This is a genomic window from Acinetobacter halotolerans, from assembly GCF_004208515.1.
GTDB classification, from domain to species: domain Bacteria; phylum Pseudomonadota; class Gammaproteobacteria; order Pseudomonadales; family Moraxellaceae; genus Acinetobacter; species Acinetobacter halotolerans.
The window spans coordinates 45,259-62,343 of the sequence record NZ_SGIM01000015.1; the positions used below are offsets into that span (position 1 = coordinate 45,259).

Here is a 17,085-nt window from a genome sequence, read left to right on the forward strand (position 1 = left end):
AGATCAAATTAATGCGCTTTATCGTGTCAGGGTTTAAATAGATGAATTTGGATTATTGACGGATTTGACCATCACCAAAAACGACCCATTTCTGAGAAGTTAAACCTTCTAAGCCGACTGGCCCACGGGCATGGATTTTATCGGTAGAAATACCAATTTCAGCGCCTAAACCATATTCAAAACCATCAGCAAAACGGGTTGAAGCGTTGATCATCACTGAACTGGAATCAACTCGCGCCAAGAACTCACGTGCCAGACTAAAGTTTTCCGTAATAATTGCATCGGTATGATGAGAGCCATACTTATTGATATGCTGAATTGCCTCATTCATTCCTGTTACGACTTTCACCGCAAGGATTGGACCTAAATATTCAGTATACCAATCTTCGTCAGTTGCTGTTTTAACAGATACACCTAAAATACGTTGTGTTTCAGGGCATCCACGGAGTTCAACCTGCTTCTCAGCATAGAGTTCTGCAATACGAGGTAAAAATTCTTCAGCGATTGCCTCATCCACCAATAACGTTTCCATCGCATTACAAACACCATAACGATGTGTTTTGGCGTTCAATGCGATAGGCAAGGCTTTTTGCAAGTCAGCTTGTGCTTCAACAAAAACATGGCAGTTGCCGTCTAAGTGTTTAATCACCGGAATACGTGCTTCTTGACTAATACGTTCAATCAGACTTTTTCCACCACGCGGTACAATCACATCGACATATTCAGTCATCGTAATTAAATGACCAACGGCTGCACGATCTGGCGTATCTATCACTTGAACGGCGTGTTCAGGTAAACCAGACATTTGTAGGGCATGCTGGATCGCGATGGCAATGGCTTTGTTTGATTCCAGTGCTTCTGATCCACCACGTAAAATAATGGCATTGCCAGATTTCAATGCCAATGATGCCGCTTCAAGGGTCACGTTTGGTCTTGATTCATAGATCATCCCAATCACACCCAGTGGAACACGCATTTTACCCAGTTGAATCCCTGATGGGCGGTAGGCAAGGTCAGTAATTTCCCCAATTGGATCGATGAGATTAATCACATCTTTTAGACCCTGTAACATCCCTTTAAAACGTGCAGGCGTGAGCTCTAAACGATCCAACAACGCATTATCTAATTGGCGTTGACGTCCGTTATTCATATCAATCTGATTGGCTGCTAAAATTTGTGCTTGATTGTTTTCTAAAGCGGTATAAATTGCAGACAAAGCATGATTTTTCAAATGAGTTGGCGCACTCATTAAAACACTTGACGCTTGACGCGCCTGAGTACCTACTTGTTGCATATAGTTTTGAATAGAGTCTTGCATAGCATTTTGATGATTGCGTGTATTTATAAAGATAGTAACAGTCAAATGCCGAACAATGAATAGGCGGAACTGACAATTCAAAAAAATTAAAAATGTTAATTGACGCAATTTTTTTTATTTTAATGCGATAGGAGTATTGAATATAAAGTTGAGTTTACATATTTTGCAAAAGATTATTGGATTAAACAAGATAAGTGGTTAAGGAAATGATTGCGTATAAAACGTGCATTTGTATAGAATGAAAAAGTATAGGATAAATGTAATACAAATTTTATAAATTTGTTAACTTGCAAGTGCAAATCGTTGAACATGAGATGCTTGCAACAGAAAAATAAACAAGGATGGAGGAAGGACATGAATTCCATTATCCAAATGGACTCGGATATAAATCATAGCTATACAGGCTTTGGTTTTTTCGACATCTACAATAAAAACAGTTTTAAGCAACCAGCGCGTACTACGTGGATCGATGGTTGGAAAATTGAATATATGGCAATTGCAGATCCTAAAACGATCCACAACACGCCGATTGTAATTGTCGGGGGCGCATTTCAAAACTTTAACTCTTATAAGTATTGTGTTGAACAACTCTTTGAGAGTGGTCCTGTCATATTGATTGACTTGCCTTCAATGGGTGCAAATCAACAAATTCGTAATGTTGATACAGGTGAGTCAGCTTCAATTTTAGAATTACCAGATTTGTCTAGAATGCTTGGACAATGGCTCGATATCGTTGGAATTGATAAAGTTTCAATGATGGGGATGTCATTAGGTTCGGTTATCGCATCTTCATTTGCTGACCAACGCCCAGAGCTCATGGATCGTATGGTGTTGATGGGCGTGATGCAAAAGACACGTAAAAGCTGGCGCATGTTACTAGAAGAATCATTGCATTTAATGCGTGAAGATCGCATGGAAGAATTTGGTCAAGCTGTCATTCTCTATTTAGTGAACCATGCCAAATTAGATAAAACCCGTATGTCGCCGACGGCAAAGCGACTGTTCTTTAGACAAATGGCTGATTTCAGTAGCACTGAGCGTGAACGTTATGAAATTAACTGTAATCGTTTATTGCGCTTAAGCAATGTACCTATACCGCAATGTAAGACCTTAGTGGCGGCAGGGCAGTATGATAGCTTTACCTTGCCACATGAAAATGCAGATTTTGCTTTGCAGTGCCAAGATATGCAGTTTGCCTTGATTGCCAATGCGGACCATGTACCGCAGTTGCAACGTCGTAAAGAAACGATGAATTTGTTTACCTCATTTTTGAAAGGTGAGTCCATCGATAATCTTGATGGCATTATTTCGATGACGCGCGAACAAATGAAACAGATTGAACGTCGTGGTGAAGAACGTATTGCTGTTTTACAACCCAACACCAAGCTGACCCATCGTCATCTAGAAACTGAAGCGGTTGTGAATATTGTCGATATCACCTTCTTTGGTGTCTATCTAAAGTTAGATCATCTTGAACAGCTTGATTTTGTGAACCAGCATCCACGTGACTTAGCCTTACATTTGTCTGATGAGGAAGGTGAGTTTAAGATCGAATGTTTAATCTTTGATGCGACTGCACAAGGGCTTCGTATCTTATTTAAACATGGTAGCTTTGACATCGCAGAACGTTTAACACGTTTTATTGAGCGTCAAAAACAAGCTTAATTTTGCAAAGTTAAGCTAAAAAAAAGAGAAGTCACTCATCGTCACTTCTCTTTTTTCGTTTCTATGTATTGCTCGCTTGAATCATCCAAACTAGATCACCTAAATGCTGATCATTATTTTCTAACTTTACTTGCTCAAAGAATTGCTTGGGTTGCAGCACTTGCACCTGTTTAAAGCCAGCCTCATGAAAAAACTGTTCCACTTCTGCTGGTGTTTTAAAATGAAAGCTAAACGCGCTACGTGACATCCATTTTAGTAAGCGGCTGCTATTCCAAATAATAGTAGCAAGTTTGTTTTGAGTGGGTTCAGGATAAATATCAGTTAAGTAATGTAGTACTTTAAAGTTATGACCATAGGTTGCGATTGATTGAATCAGTTGTTGTAATAACGGTTTATCAAAATAGTTAATTAATCCTTCGCTTATAATGACCAAGGGGCGCTTTGAGTCAAACGCTTCAAAAGCGCTAGCAAATGCATCTGTAAATAAGTCTACGGATAACACTTCATCGACATTTTCTTCTATCTGTTGTAATGCCGCTTGCTTGGTCGCTGCCATATCAGGCAGATCGAGTTCGCGATAGGTAATATCTGGGTAATGTTGCCTAAACCACCAACCACGAGGAGATAGACCACAAGCAATTTCAAGCACTTGTAAATGTGGGTGCTGGTCAATTAATGCTTTTAAATGAGTATCGAGCATGCTGTGGCGTTGTTTTAAGGTGGTGCGCATGCTGCCACCGACATATTTTTCCGCCCAACTTTCAATCGGATGGACTAAGGCCGCGAGGGTTTTTCCTTTCGCTGTTGCAAGTGCCGGGTGTGAAATCCCCATTTGATACCAAATATACCCCGTATAGTGCGCTGTAAATGAAATGTGGCGATGTTTCGAAAGTTGTTGTGTCATCTGTCCTAGACTCTATTTTTCCTAATTGGGATATATAAAATTAATCTCTTTTTAAAATTGAGATTTTTCCACAAGATCCTATTTTAGATTTGTTATTTACTATCGTGGGGCGGCATGGATGCCGCCGTTGGGCTGGTCTTGCTCTGCTTTCAAAGCGTTGCTTTGAAACTGCTCAGGATGTACCCTCAGCCTATGAGCAGCGACTAAAGCTGCGAAATATTTTTGCTTACTTTTCATCCCTGAAAAGTAAGTCGAGCCTAAGGCAAAATCCTTCAATCAGATGAGCACTCGGCAAGATTCAATTATGTTCATAAAAAGATTAAAAAATCTAAGTAAAGTTAGAACGAATTCTTAAATTCTTCAATGGCTTTTCTAACGCTCTGCCAGTTTTCATCTAATGTCAGTGTTGTACCCACCTGAATATTTGGAATTTTACCACGCATACGTTCTAAACGTTGCTGATTTGGTAAAGCAAGTTGCTGTATGCCATCTAAGGCGGTACAAGCAGCAGCGCGATCATTGCAGACCAAGCCCATGTCACAGCCAGCATTTAATGCTGCTTGGATGCGTGCATCAGCACCACCCGCAACACACGCCGCTTGCATACTCAAATCATCAGAGAAGAGAACACCGTCAAATTTAAGCTGTTGGCGTAAAACGTTTTGCAACCAAAATGGTGAGAAGCCTGCTGGGTTTGGATCAACTTGATCATAGATCACATGTGCAGGCATCAGTGCATCAAGTTGTGGCATCAACTGAATAAAGCTTTGCATGTCTTTATCATAGATTTCCTGATAGCTACGATTATCAATTGCTGCTGCAACATGTGAATCCGCTTTGACTGAACCATGTCCAGGAAAATGTTTGCCCGTGGTTGCCATACCTGCTTTTTTCATCCCGCGCATAAAGGCATCTGCAAGCGGTACGATATCTTGCATGTTTTTAGCAAAACCACGATCACCGATCACATCACTGACATCATTCAGGTCTAAAACAGGCGCAAAACTAAAATCAATACCGACTGCAAGTACCTCAATCGCCATCAACCAACCGCATTGCTCTGCTAATTCAATCGCTTGTTGAGGATTGTGGATGTAGTGTTCTCCGAGTCGGCCCATTGCAGGCAGTAACGTAAATCCTTGTCTTAGGCGTTGTACGCGACCACCTTCCTGATCGACTGCAATCAAAATGTCAGGGCGAACTTGACGCATATGATCAGTTAAGGCGCGAACCTGTTGAGGCGATTCAATGTTACGCGCAAATAAAATCATGCCACCGACTTGTGGCGCTTGTAATAGTTCAATATCTTCTTGAGTAAGTTCTGTGCCAGCAATATCCAGCATCAATGCGCCAATCATAAGGATTCCGTTTGAATTTTGATAAAAAATTTGATGTAAAAAACGATAGCTAAATTGTGCAATGATTTGCTACATTTTGTCAGTACAGAATATGATAAAACTACATGATATTGATGATAAATACTTATTGAGACGTTATTTTTAACAATCAATGAGTTTTACAGGCTGGTAAAATGCTGAATGAAATATGTTCATATTGATACGATCAGCGTGTAATAATTGCCATATCCAAGGAAGCACCAAAATTTTATGAAACTTCAAATGATAGCGTGTGCAGTTGCAATTGCGACTGGTGGTTTATTTTTCTCTCATACTATGAATGAGGCTATTGCGGCGACAGAAGCGCCTGCCGTTTCAGCAGTGATTAAGCCATCACAAGAACAAGCATTGGTCGCACGTCAGTTAGCAACATTGGTTGATCGTCAACACTATCTCAATATGCGTTTAGATGCGACGACTTCAAAACGTATTTTAGATATGTATCTTGATAGTCTTGATCCTGATCATTCGTTATTTTTAAGTAATGAAGTTGAAGATTATAAGAATAAATATGGTTCAAACTTTGGTGGTTCTCTGAAAGCAGGAAATCTAACAGGTCCTTTTGCGATTCATGCGCAATATCGTGAACGATTGAAAGAATTTTATGAGTTTATGTTGGCGGAATTAAAGAAACCACAAAACTTGCAGCAGAAAGATGTGTATTTGGATATCGATCGTGAGAAAGTTCCTTATTTTAATACCAAAGCTGAACAGCAAACGCATTGGCGAAAGATGTTGGTTTCGCAACTGATTAATTTGACGATCAGTAAAGAGGAAGAGCAAGCCAAACAAAAAGCATTGAAAGAGAACCCATCACTTGCGAATGGTCAAGATTTGACTGGACCAGAAGATTTAACACCTGTTCAAACACTGACTAAACGCTATACACGTCAGTTAGAGCGAATGGGACGCGTGAAAAGTGATGATGTCTTAGAAAAGACACTGAATGCGATGTTAGCGACTTATGATCCGCACAGTAATTATTATCCACCGATTGATGCAATGGAGCTGAATCGCCAAACCACTTTGCGCTTAGAAGGAATTGGTGTTTCGATTCGCCCTGAACGTGGTAATGAGGATTACACTCGAATTGAAACCATTGTTGAAGGTGGTCCAGCAAGCAAATCAGGTCAAGTGAAATCAGGAGATCGCATTATTGGGGTTGCTCAAGATGGCGAGAAAATGGTGGATGTGATTGGTTGGCCGAGTTCGGAAATTGTAGGCTTGATCCGTGGTAAACGTGGAACTAAAGTTGTTGTGCGCTTGTTAGGCGCAGGAGCAGCAATGAGTCAAGCACGTAATGTCACTTTAGTGCGTGATATTATTCAAGAAGAAGATGCAGGTGTTCGTTCACGTACGGTTGATATCATGCGTGATGGCAAAAAGCATGTCTTTGGGGTCATTGAAATCCCTTCATTCTATTTTGATTACCGCTCACGTCGTGCAGGTACAGAATACCGTTCGGTTTCTGTTGATACTGCCAAAGCATTTGAAGCACTCAAGGCGAAGAATGTAGATGGAATCTTGATTGATTTACGTAATGATCCAGGTGGTTCTTTAGAAGAAGTTGCACGTATGTTGGGGCAAGTAATCAAATCAGGTCCTGTGGTGCAGATCCGCGATGGTAATGGTAATGTCAATGTGTTTGAAGATACCGATGGTGGTGTACAAACCTATGCAGGTCCGTTAGCTGTTCTCGTAAACCTCGCTTCTGCATCGGCAAGTGAGATCTATTCTGCTGCGATTCAAGATTATGAGCGCGGTATCGTGATTGGCAGTACGACGACTGGAAAAGGTACGGCGCAGGTACAGTTGGATTCATTGGCATACGGACAAGCGACACTGACACAGCGTAAGTTCTATCGTGTAACGGGTGGAAGTACTCAGAATAAAGGGGTGATCCCAGATATCAAGTTGGTTGATATTTACAATGAAGAATTTGGTGAGCGTAAAGCGAAAAATGCTTTGAAGTGGGATACGATTCCGACTGCACCATTTAAGCGAGAGGGTTCGATACAACCCTATGTTGCTAAACTGGCACAGTTCTCCGCTGAACGTGTTGCAGCAGATTCTCAGTTTAAATATTTAGAAGCACGTAAAGCAATTGCTCAGAAAACCTCTGCTCAGAAGAAAGTGGTTTTAGATATCAACCAACGTCGTGCAGAGCTGATTGACTTAGAGCAACAAACCTTAAATGCTGAAAACCAACGTCGTTTAGCAACGGGTCAAAAGCCTTATGCAAACTGGGAAAGCTATCAAGCTTCAATTGATGCGCTAGTTGAGTCGCGTGCTAAAATGAAAGCACATCAACGTCCAGCATTACCAGAAGAAGAGGTTTTTGTGACTGAGGCTGCCAATGTGCTTTTGGATTACGCCAAGCTGCAAGGACGTTAATTTTTTCATCATCCCTCATAAAAAAAGCCCTATTAAAAAATAGGGCTTTTTTGTTTAAACAGGTTTAATCTGCGCGAATCCAAATCTGATTACGACCTAAAGCAGAAACACCTAAATAACCACGTAAATGTAAGCGCTTGCCATTTGCATTGAGCTTAGCTCTCATACTATAAATTTTGCCTGTATTCGGATCAAGAATACGACCATTGGTATAGTTTAAGCCTTCGCTATACTTTAATCCTGTAACCACATCTAAACCGACAATAGGTTTATCCGTATACGGTGCAGGGCAATCTATACATTTTTCTTTTGGTGTGTAGCCTATACGAGGTGTCAGTTTTACAATTTTACCTGTATAAGTTCCATTCGCTTCTTTGCGAATTTCAACTAAAGCTTTAGGTGCGCCTGTTTTGTCATCGATACTCTGCCACATACCTGTAATATCAATTGCAAAAGCAAAACTGCTGACCGTCGATAAAAACAAAGCACTTATTAATTTTTTCCCCATGATCAAAAATCCATTTATTGTTCAAGTGTTCTATTATGGGTGATTTGTAATAACCAGTTCAATATTAATATGAGATTTGTGACAAAAATTATGATAAAGATAAAATAAATGTGGGTAACCAAATGGCTGTAAATACGCCATTAACTGCCATGCCGAATGCTGCATATCGTCCAGTTACTGGACCACGCTGCCATGCCTGAGCAGTACCGATGGCGTGCGCTGCTAATCCTAAGGCCAAACCAGAAGCACGTTCATCATTGATGTGTTTCAAGATCCAAGGTGAAAAGGCTGCGCCAATAACACCAGATAAAATCACGATCAGGGTCACCATCATTAACGGAGCATGTAATAAAGTGGCAATATTCAGTGCGATAGGGGTGGTTACTGCGCGTGTTGCAAATGCCATGATCGTTGGTTCAGACATATGTAATAAGTAAGCCAATCCCATTGGGAGGGCAACAGCACTAATACTTGCAAAGCCTAAAATTCCAAGCATGGATTTAATCGGTAAATCATCATAACGCATCGCTGCCAAAGGAATCGCTAAGGCGACAGTGACATAGCCAAGTAGATGGTTAAAGGTGCTATCGACGCTATTCATATACTGTTCATAAGGAATGCCTAAAATCAACAATAGTCCAATCACGATAAACATGGCAAAAACAATTAAGGGAATCTGAGGGATTTTTTTATTCAGCGGTTTTGCGAGGAGATAGCTGATGAGTGTGATGATGAATCCGTAAATAATCATAAACATACACAAGACCTCTATAACCAGCGTTTTGCCATTTTGGCGTAAATCCATAATGGCAATAACGTACTCAAGGTTAAGACAAATAAAAATACAGGAATTTCTTTACCTAAGTGAACCAACATAATCAATGAACCCGCACAAATAGGCAGGAATGCGAAGGCACTTTCTTTCATGATTTTGTTGTTGGTATCAATCAGACGATTGGAGATTTTTCTATATTTTCTCCAAATCAATAACGTTGCCAGTAAAGCAATCAGTCCGACGAGATTTCCTAATTCTGGGTGATGAAAGACCTTGGTGATTGCGACAGCACCCTCACGAAATACAATAATCAATAAAATCGTGTAAAACCAAGCTGTCCAGTCAATCTCTTTCATAGGATCTCTTACTCTCGTCTATCTGAATGATGGTTGATCTCAATTTAGTGGCGGATGTTCTATCTCAAACTCTTCCAAAGTGCGCTGGAATAAGGATGCTTTTGTTCCTAAAATTTCGTCTAAAGGCAAATGTGCTTGCTTAATGAGTTGTTCCAATTTTTGCGGGGCAATACGGATCGACAAATGCAAATCACCATGATCATCATGATACTCAGACTGTATAACGTTTAGGCTATATAACTGTGTACGTAGTTTGCCATAAGCAGGTTTAAGGATTAAATCGAACTGTTGTAATTGACCCATCAAACATTGCTGTACAGCCTGACTGAGTAACTCCAAACCTTGACCAGAATGAGCTGATAAATACACACGATCTGGGAGATCAGGTGCTTTATACAGGATTTTTGCAGTATCTCCGCTCAGGTCTATTTTATTATAAACATGCAAAATTGGCGCGTCGGCTCCAATTTCTTTCAGAACAGATTCTACAGCTTCGATTTGCTCAGCCATATTCTCGCTACTGCTATCGATCACATGCAGCAGTAAGGTTGCTTCTAATGTTTCTTCCAATGTTGCTTTAAATGATTCGACTAAGTCGTGTTGTAGATTTCTGACAAATCCGACTGTATCTGCGATCACAACCGCACCGATGCCATCCCAATCGAGACGACGTAAAGTCGGATCTAGTGTTGCGAAAAGTTGGTCTGCTGCATACACATCGCTTTTTGCTAAAATATTAAATAAAGTTGATTTTCCTGCATTGGTATAACCCACTAGAGAAATCGTGGGAATCGCTGCTTTTTGACGGGCAGCACGACCTTGTGAGCGGGTTTGTTGTACCTTAACCAGTTTATCTTTGAGTTGCGTAATACGGACTCGGATGAGTCGACGGTCTGTTTCCAATTGTGATTCACCTGGACCACGTAGACCAATACCACCTTTTTGTTGTTCTAGATTTCCAGTAAAACCCCGAATTAGACGTGTCGATAAATGTTTGAGCTGGGCAAGTTCAACTTGCAATTTACCTTCATGAGTACGTGCGCGTAATGCGAAGATGTCCAAAATCAAGCCTGTACGGTCAATTACCCTACATTTCAGGATTCGTTCTAAATTGCGTTCTTGTGCAGGAGACAGAGCATGGTCAAAGATAACCAATTCTGCATCGAGGCTTTGGACTAATTCTGCGATTTCATCGACTTTGCCAGAACCAATAAAGAATTTTGGATCGGGTCTATTTCGTTGTACAGAAATATGTTCTAGGATGTCAGCACCTGCGGATTGAGCAAGTAATCGAAACTCTTCGCCATCAAGATCATCAAGCAATTGGACAGATACACTCACCAATATTGCCCGTTCACCACCTTGATGTTGCTCTAAATATTCCACGCTGTTGTCATACCTTTGACATTAAAGTCCTATTCTAAGATAAACTGAAACCAAAGGGCAAAGTCTTCATTGATTTATATTGTATTGCGATAGATAAGTTGAATAAAAGCAACAAGGCTTCCCATATATAAGATAGACCAGCCTAAAAACATTTTTAGGGCATAGCCATAAGTTATCTCGGTGTTTTGATTGGAAGTTGGGTTAGTTGGATTCATTTGACTGCCTGCTGATCTGGAAAATCTATTAATTTACAATAGCTGATCTGATCAGCCATTTGAAATTGAAAAAAATTATGCTTACATTCGGTTTTTATTATCGGGCTAACTTTTATAACAGGATATGGGCATGATATAACTTGCATTAATCCAATGCATACATTGCCCCTATGGTTTTAATGATTTTATGACTCAAGACGCAACAGTAGAAAAAGGCACCTCACCATTAAGTTTATTTTCAAAATTTAATTTATATAGTAGAAAGCTGGTTTCAGGCCTAGAAACCATCGGTGAAGGTTTCTATCTTATTTATCGTCATGGTTTATATAAAGATCCCAACAACCCTGTAAATACACGTTATGTGCAATATTTTTGCCGCCGTTTGTGCGAAGTTTTTAATATTGACGTACAAGTACATGGCGTAATTCCGCGTGAGCCTGCCTTATGGGTGAGCAATCATATTTCATGGTTAGATGTCGCTGTACTTGGTTCTGGTGCTCGAATTTTTTTCTTGGCCAAAGCCGAAGTGGAAAAGTGGCCTATTCTTGGCAATATCGCCAAGGGTGGCGGGACTCTATTTATCAAACGCGGCTCAGGGGATTCACTTCGAATTCGAGAACAGATCGCCGAGTTCTTAAAACAAGATATTCCAGTGCTCTTTTTTCCTGAAGCAACCACAACAGATGGTCGGAACGTCAAAAAAGTACATGGTCGGCTATTGGGTGCAGCAATCGAGGCACAACGACCTGTGCAAATTTGTGTGATTTGCTATGTAAATCAGCAGGGGGAGCTCGACATGGTTGCGCCATTTATTGGTACCATGTCTTTTGTAGAACATGTTCAGCGTGTTTTGGAGATGCCTAGAGTGACTGCACATTTGCTGACGCTTCCTGCAATCTCGGTAGAGGGACATACGGTCGAAACATTGACAAAAGAAGTAGATATAAGAATGCGTGAGGGATTAAAAAAACTACATCGCAAAGTTCTGGAGATACTACCCAGCGATGAAGAAACTACATGAAACCTTCAATCGGTAACCATGAAATTATTTTAACACCCGCTTTTTGCCACCATTTCATTTTAGGCTCTTTGGTGTAAATAATCGGGCCTTGAGGTGTTTGACGATGCCAAGTAATTTTTTTGTTGGCATCTAAAACCAATTTATATGCATATTTGGTCAAGTTTTGGTCCATGGTGGCATGCACTTCTTTTGCTAGGGCAGGACTATTCAACAACACCCCAATTTCTGTATTTAAATAGGCAGAACGAGGGTCAAAGTTAAAAGAACCAATAAAAACTTGTTTGTCATCCAAAGCCATAAGCTTGGCATGTAAACTAGAACGACTTAAACCTTTAATACTGATTTTGGCTTTTTTAGCAAGTTCTTCAGTACGTTTATCCAGATCACTTTTGTCTATGGCTGGTAGGAACTCATAAAGTTGCACCCCATTTTCAAGTAATTCTTGACGATATTTTCCATAAAAAGCATGTACGACAGCAACATCATTGGCTTTAAATGAATTGGTGAGCACTCTAACCTCTATACCATCTTGAGCCAAGTCAGTTAGGATTTTTGTGCCTTTTTTCTCTGGCACAAAATAAGCAGAAATTAAATCAATATTTTTTTCTGGCTGTTCCAAATGATTGAGTAACTGGAAGTTGAGATGTTCTTCTTTTTTTGCTTTCGCCTTGATTTTGTCAGGCGAGTCTTTAACGACTTCTGCCTTGACCCAATTCAGCGAAATCTCCTGCTTCATCAGTGCATTAATGGTTTGAGAGTGATTGGTGATGTCTAAATAGTTTTGTACTGTGATCAGTTTATAGTGTTCATCAAGCTGATGTTTTAAGCTTTCATAACTCAGGCGGTGTGAACGTTGCTTAACAACTTCTCGCACATCATAGGCATATTCGTGCTTCCAGTAATCGTCGAAAGATTCTGAAATATCTTTTACTGCCGTACCAAATAACATGACATCTACATCAGAAAACTGATAATTTTCACTGACATTATAATATTGGTTGGTCATATTGCGCCCACCGATCAGTGCAATCTGATGATCTGCAATAAAACTTTTATTATGCATCCGTCGATTGATACGCTTTAAGTCCAAGACCATATCAACGGCACGGTATTTGCGAAAACGATAAGGATTAAATAATTTGACTTCAATATTCGGATGTTGCGCCAAAGCGAGGAAAATCCCTTCGGTCTTTTTTGCATTATTGTCGTCAATTAATAGTCTTATTTTGACGCCGCGATCTGCGGCACGAATCAAGGCATGTAAGGCCAATGCGCCGACTTTATCATTGTCCCAGATATAATATTGCAGATCTAAACTTTTCTCAGCTTTGTCAATTAAACTGAGACGCGCAGATAAAGCCTCTAAAGGCTCAAACAATACATGGTAACCTGTGAGATCTGGATGTTGTTGTTGAAGGGGGTGAATGATTTGGGCTAATGAGCTCTGTGAGCTATCAATTTGTAATGTGGCTTGTGGCGTTGGTTGGATGGTATGTTTAGGTAGCGTGCTACAGCCTGTAGCAGTAAGTACAATGGTGCAATAAATCGCAAGTAGATGTTTATTGTAAGCGGTTGTGCTTATCTTTGTATGTTTACGATTAAAATGAGAAAATTGCGCCATAATCGTTACTGATTAAATGTTGGGCTTGAGTATACCATTTCATCGAAAAAGATAAATATAAGATGCGATGGATGTCCCTAAAGTAAAGTTAAAGAGGACGTTAATGTCGAATTCTGATCCTATTATTATTGCTTTTTATCTTATTTTTGCAATTCTAGCACTGTGGGCATTTATTGAGGCATGGGTTCATCAAGCACGTACCGAAACGATTCATCCTTTCAAAGCTTTTGTGCATTTACTTGCTTTTTATCTTTCTTATTTACTTGTACCGCTGTGGTTTTTTAGCCTCTATGCAGGCTGGTCAGGATATTACAACTTACATCAAGCCGCTTTTGTTTTTCTGCTCAGTAGTGTGTTGGTCTACGCGCGGTTTATCGAGCCACATCAAATTCACGTCAAGCACCACCAGTTTCGCTTAAATCCAAAACAGGAGTTCACGCAACCCATTAAAGTTGCGTTGGTTGCTGATATGCACGTCGGATTGTTTTCAGGGCATGAACGTCAATTAAAAAGTATTGTTAAAAAGTTGAATCAAGAGCGCCCTGATTTGGTCGTGGTGGCAGGTGATTGGACTTATGAACCAGAAAATAGATTGGTAAAGGAGCTTGAGGTTTTAAAGAAGCTTCAAATGCCAGTTTACTCCGTTCCAGGAAATCATGATGAACAATACCCTGGTCCACCGATTCAAAGTTTGTTAAGTGAAGCGCTTGCGCAAAACAATGTCATTGATATTGAAGGCAAGATCGTCGACTTTGCAGAGTTTCGTCTGATTGGTGTTGGTGACTTATGGGCAGGTAAAGCGAATATGCGCTTTATGCCAGATTTGCCACAGGACAAACCATGGCTAATTTTATCGCATAATCCTGATACAGTGGATATGGTACCTGAATTGCCAATACGGCCCTTGATGCTTTCTGGTCATACACATGGGGGACAGATCGAGTTGCCATGGATCACCAGTTATATTATGAAAAAGGTATCTATTCTTGGGCATAAAAAAGGCTTTTACTCACATGAACATGCCGATGTCTTTGTGACTGTAGGTACAGGAATGGTGGGTGTTCCATTTCGTTTCAGAGTCCCGCCAACGATAGATATTATTGAATTGATTTAAATAAAAAAGCCAACTGCAATTGAGTTGGCTTTTTGAAATGGAGTTGATCGTAGAACTAAGGAATAATGATCACCGCTACTCGACGATTGCTAGCACGGTTTTCCTCTGAGGTATTTGGTAAATAAGGCTGACTTGAGCCACGACCAATCACTGTTAAGTTATTTTGCTTGAAGCCTTGATTAAGAAAGATCATAGAAACGCTTTGAGCACGTTCCTCAGAAAGTTTCTGATTATATTCTGGATTACCAACATCATCGGTATGACCCACAATCTTAAGTTTTTGCAGATTGTATTTATTTAATTGCTTCGCAAGGCGAGCAATCTCATTAGCATGTTCTTGTTTGATGTCTGCTTTATTAAAATCAAAGAGTAAACGTTCAGGTAGACCTAGGCTCCATCCTTCGTCTGTTAAAACGAAACCTTCTTGTTTTAACATTTTGACCTGACGATACTTCAAAGGGCCAAAACTTAAACAGCCAGCCAATGTTAGGCAAAGTAATGCAATAAATGAAATTTTAAGGGTTTGAGTGCGCATAACATATCCTAAATTTCTGGTTTATAGAGAAACCAATGAGGGTTTAAATTTTTAGCTTTATACATAGCTTGATCGGCTTGCATCACCAAATCTTCAGGATTCTCAGCAAACTGAGAAAAAGCGATTCCTAAACTAAAGCCAAAATGAATGGTTTGACCGTTAAAATTTAATGGTTCTTTGCAACTTGCAAGTAGGTTTTCGGCAATGGCTTTTAAGTGATCAGCGTGGTGGATGGCATGCAGAATAATTGCAAACTCATCGCCACCTAATCGAGCAATAAAGTCTTCTTGGCGAACAGAGCGTTGTAAGCGTGCAGCCATTTCAGCTAAAACTGCATCTCCTGCCAAATGACCGTATTGATCATTAATGACTTTAAACTTGTTATTGTCTAAAAATAATAATGCCGAGTTGTGACGGTATTGTGGGTTCTCAAAAATATTAAACAGTTCTTGATAGAAATAATTACGATTTGGAAGACCTGTTAATTGATCGTGATGAGCTTGGAATGAAAGCTGGCGATTCTCCTTCTGTAAATGTGTATGCCAAATTTGAATTTCTTCTAAAAGTTCGTTAAATACAGAATTTAAATTTTGAAACTCTTTAATCGGGTTATTGGGAAAACGTAAATTATAAGCCTTTTGGTCGCTCACCAGCTGAGCGATATGCGTTAAAGGTTTAATCGCCTGCATAATTTGACGATAAGTCAGATTGATCGACCACAATAATGCAATCACGATGAACAGCATTGAAATTGCTAAACCGATAATAATCGTTTTTAGGAAATGTAAAATATTCTCAGAACTGCCATAAAGTATTAATTCACCCACTTGCTTTTTATGATGAACGATGCTGAGTTGGACTGGATCATGTAAAAACCATTTATCCAATAAGCTTTGTAGGAAAGGCGTATGAACTATGGTTTTATTACTTTCGGCAAGTAATTGATTTTGTGGATCATAGACATGAATGCTTCGAATGGCATGGCCCGTTGTATAGTCAGCTAAGATTTGGTCAATCGTCCCTTTATCTTTAAAAACAACTGCGGGTTGAACCCGCTCAAGTACTGTTTGGCTTAATAGTTGTAAATTCTGTTTGGCATACGTTTCCATCGTAAAGATAGAAATTGTGGCAAAAGTAAATGAGCAGATAACGAAAGTAATAGCAAAGATTGTAAATTGGGATTTACGGAATAACGCATGTAAAGAGGTTGATTGGTATAAACTTGAAATCACTCGGCTTACTCCGTGTTCTTTGCCAAGAGTAAAACTCGAGGATCAATATGAACTTTGGAATCACTCAAAGCATCCAAATTAACCTTAAATGTTGAAAACGTTTTTTTATTATATAAACAAAAAATACTCCCAATCTCACAGGCAGGATTGTTGGTGCTTAATGAAAGCAATGAGCGAGAAGGATGTGATTGAATTAAACTATGTTGTTGTTGCGGTGATGTCGTAGAAAAGTACACGACATGACAGTCTGTTTTTGCAAAGTCTTTGATGTTGACAGGCTGTACTTGGTAATCATATGAAAGTTGTCGAATATTAACTTGAAATTGAGCTGCTGCTTCAGCGTTGTCGAGTACACAGATTGTTGGGCGAGTTGTATTCGACCATTTACTATAACTTAAGATTGATAAAGCCAATTCATAAAAATTATGACTAGAGCTAGCGTAACAAAGCTGGCTCGTAGCGCAAAAGACTACGAACAACAGATATTGCATTTTTTTTAAAACAAACCGTATCTTCAATCAAAAAAGCCAAAAGTGTGAACCAATGAACATATTCTACTTGACTTAATTGTTTAAAAATAGTTCTTGATTACAAAGAAAAGGCATAAAAAGTTACTCGTGAGTTCAAAAAACACTCACTTAAGC

Annotated in this window: 15 protein-coding genes; 4 read left to right on the forward strand and 11 right to left on the reverse strand. The window is 39.7% G+C overall.

Going from position 1 to position 17,085, the window contains the following annotated elements; translation table 11 throughout:
• Nucleotides 1–52 precede the first annotated feature (52 nt).
• Nucleotides 53–1,318 carry a glutamate-5-semialdehyde dehydrogenase gene (locus tag EXE30_RS14505; RefSeq protein WP_130163008.1) on the reverse strand — a complete coding sequence of 422 codons (1,266 nt, stop codon included), beginning with the start codon at nt 1,316–1,318 and terminating at the stop codon, nt 53–55.
• Nucleotides 1,319–1,672: 354 nt separating this feature from the next.
• Here EXE30_RS14505 and EXE30_RS14510 point away from each other — a divergent pair, with 354 nt between their 5' ends.
• A complete protein-coding gene (locus EXE30_RS14510) occupies nt 1,673–2,983 on the forward strand; it encodes an alpha/beta fold hydrolase (protein WP_130163009.1) in 1,311 nt (436 codons plus the stop codon).
• A gap of 61 nt (nt 2,984–3,044) precedes the next feature.
• Here EXE30_RS14510 and EXE30_RS14515 read toward each other — a convergent pair whose 3' ends face one another.
• A complete protein-coding gene (locus EXE30_RS14515) occupies nt 3,045–3,887 on the reverse strand; it encodes a class I SAM-dependent methyltransferase (RefSeq protein WP_130163010.1) in 843 nt (280 codons plus the stop codon).
• Between the two features lie 338 nt (nt 3,888–4,225).
• Nucleotides 4,226–5,245, reverse strand: coding sequence for a beta-N-acetylhexosaminidase (gene nagZ / locus EXE30_RS14520; protein ID WP_130163011.1), 1,020 nt, complete (start codon nt 5,243–5,245; stop codon nt 4,226–4,228).
• A 249-nt stretch (nt 5,246–5,494) separates the two neighbouring features.
• Between nagZ and EXE30_RS14525 the strand changes: the two genes are divergently transcribed.
• On the forward strand, nt 5,495–7,678 hold the full coding sequence (locus tag EXE30_RS14525) for a carboxy terminal-processing peptidase (protein ID WP_130163012.1): 2,184 nt from the start codon (nt 5,495–5,497) through the stop codon (nt 7,676–7,678).
• 64 nt (nt 7,679–7,742) lie between these two features.
• Here EXE30_RS14525 and EXE30_RS14530 read toward each other — a convergent pair whose 3' ends face one another.
• From EXE30_RS14530 to hflX, 4 genes are all read right to left on the reverse strand, one after another.
• Nucleotides 7,743–8,186, reverse strand: a complete 444-nt coding sequence (locus tag EXE30_RS14530; protein WP_130163013.1) for a DUF2147 domain-containing protein — start codon at nt 8,184–8,186, stop codon at nt 7,743–7,745.
• An 88-nt stretch (nt 8,187–8,274) separates the two neighbouring features.
• Nucleotides 8,275–8,943: an LrgB family protein gene (locus EXE30_RS14535; protein WP_130163014.1), complete on the reverse strand. Its 669-nt coding sequence runs from the start codon at nt 8,941–8,943 to the stop codon at nt 8,275–8,277.
• 11 nt (nt 8,944–8,954) lie between these two features.
• The gene (locus EXE30_RS14540) at nt 8,955–9,317 is read right to left on the reverse strand and encodes a hypothetical protein (protein ID WP_130163015.1); all 363 of its coding nucleotides are present in this window, start codon (nt 9,315–9,317) and stop codon (nt 8,955–8,957) included.
• A 39-nt stretch (nt 9,318–9,356) separates the two neighbouring features.
• Nucleotides 9,357–10,703 (reverse strand): ribosome rescue GTPase HflX, encoded by a 1,347-nt coding sequence (hflX, locus tag EXE30_RS14545; protein WP_130163016.1) that lies wholly within the window; start codon nt 10,701–10,703, stop codon nt 9,357–9,359.
• Between the two features lie 402 nt (nt 10,704–11,105).
• Here hflX and EXE30_RS14550 point away from each other — a divergent pair, with 402 nt between their 5' ends.
• Nucleotides 11,106–11,939: a lysophospholipid acyltransferase family protein gene (locus EXE30_RS14550; protein WP_130163017.1), complete on the forward strand. Its 834-nt coding sequence runs from the start codon at nt 11,106–11,108 to the stop codon at nt 11,937–11,939.
• Here the strand turns inward: EXE30_RS14550 and EXE30_RS14555 are convergent.
• Nucleotides 11,932–13,560, reverse strand: coding sequence for a phospholipase D family protein (locus EXE30_RS14555; RefSeq protein ID WP_130163018.1), 1,629 nt, complete (start codon nt 13,558–13,560; stop codon nt 11,932–11,934). The genes EXE30_RS14550 and EXE30_RS14555 overlap by 8 nt on opposite strands.
• Nucleotides 13,561–13,663: 103 nt before the next feature.
• Between EXE30_RS14555 and EXE30_RS14560 the strand changes: the two genes are divergently transcribed.
• Complete coding sequence (locus tag EXE30_RS14560; RefSeq protein WP_130163019.1) at nt 13,664–14,674, forward strand: metallophosphoesterase; 1,011 nt, start codon at nt 13,664–13,666, stop codon at nt 14,672–14,674.
• 55 nt (nt 14,675–14,729) lie between these two features.
• Here EXE30_RS14560 and EXE30_RS14565 read toward each other — a convergent pair whose 3' ends face one another.
• The 3 genes from EXE30_RS14565 to EXE30_RS14575 are packed head-to-tail and all read right to left on the reverse strand — an operon-like array spanning nt 14,730 to nt 16,932.
• Entirely contained in the window at nt 14,730–15,209 is a 480-nt protein-coding gene (locus EXE30_RS14565; RefSeq protein ID WP_130163020.1) for an OmpA family protein, read from the reverse strand.
• A gap of 8 nt (nt 15,210–15,217) precedes the next feature.
• Nucleotides 15,218–16,441, reverse strand: coding sequence for a diguanylate cyclase domain-containing protein (locus EXE30_RS14570; protein ID WP_130163021.1), 1,224 nt, complete (start codon nt 16,439–16,441; stop codon nt 15,218–15,220).
• Nucleotides 16,442–16,446: 5 nt separating this feature from the next.
• Nucleotides 16,447–16,932 (reverse strand): YfiR family protein, encoded by a 486-nt coding sequence (locus EXE30_RS14575; RefSeq protein WP_130163022.1) that lies wholly within the window; start codon nt 16,930–16,932, stop codon nt 16,447–16,449.
• Nucleotides 16,933–17,085: the final 153 nt, after the last annotated feature.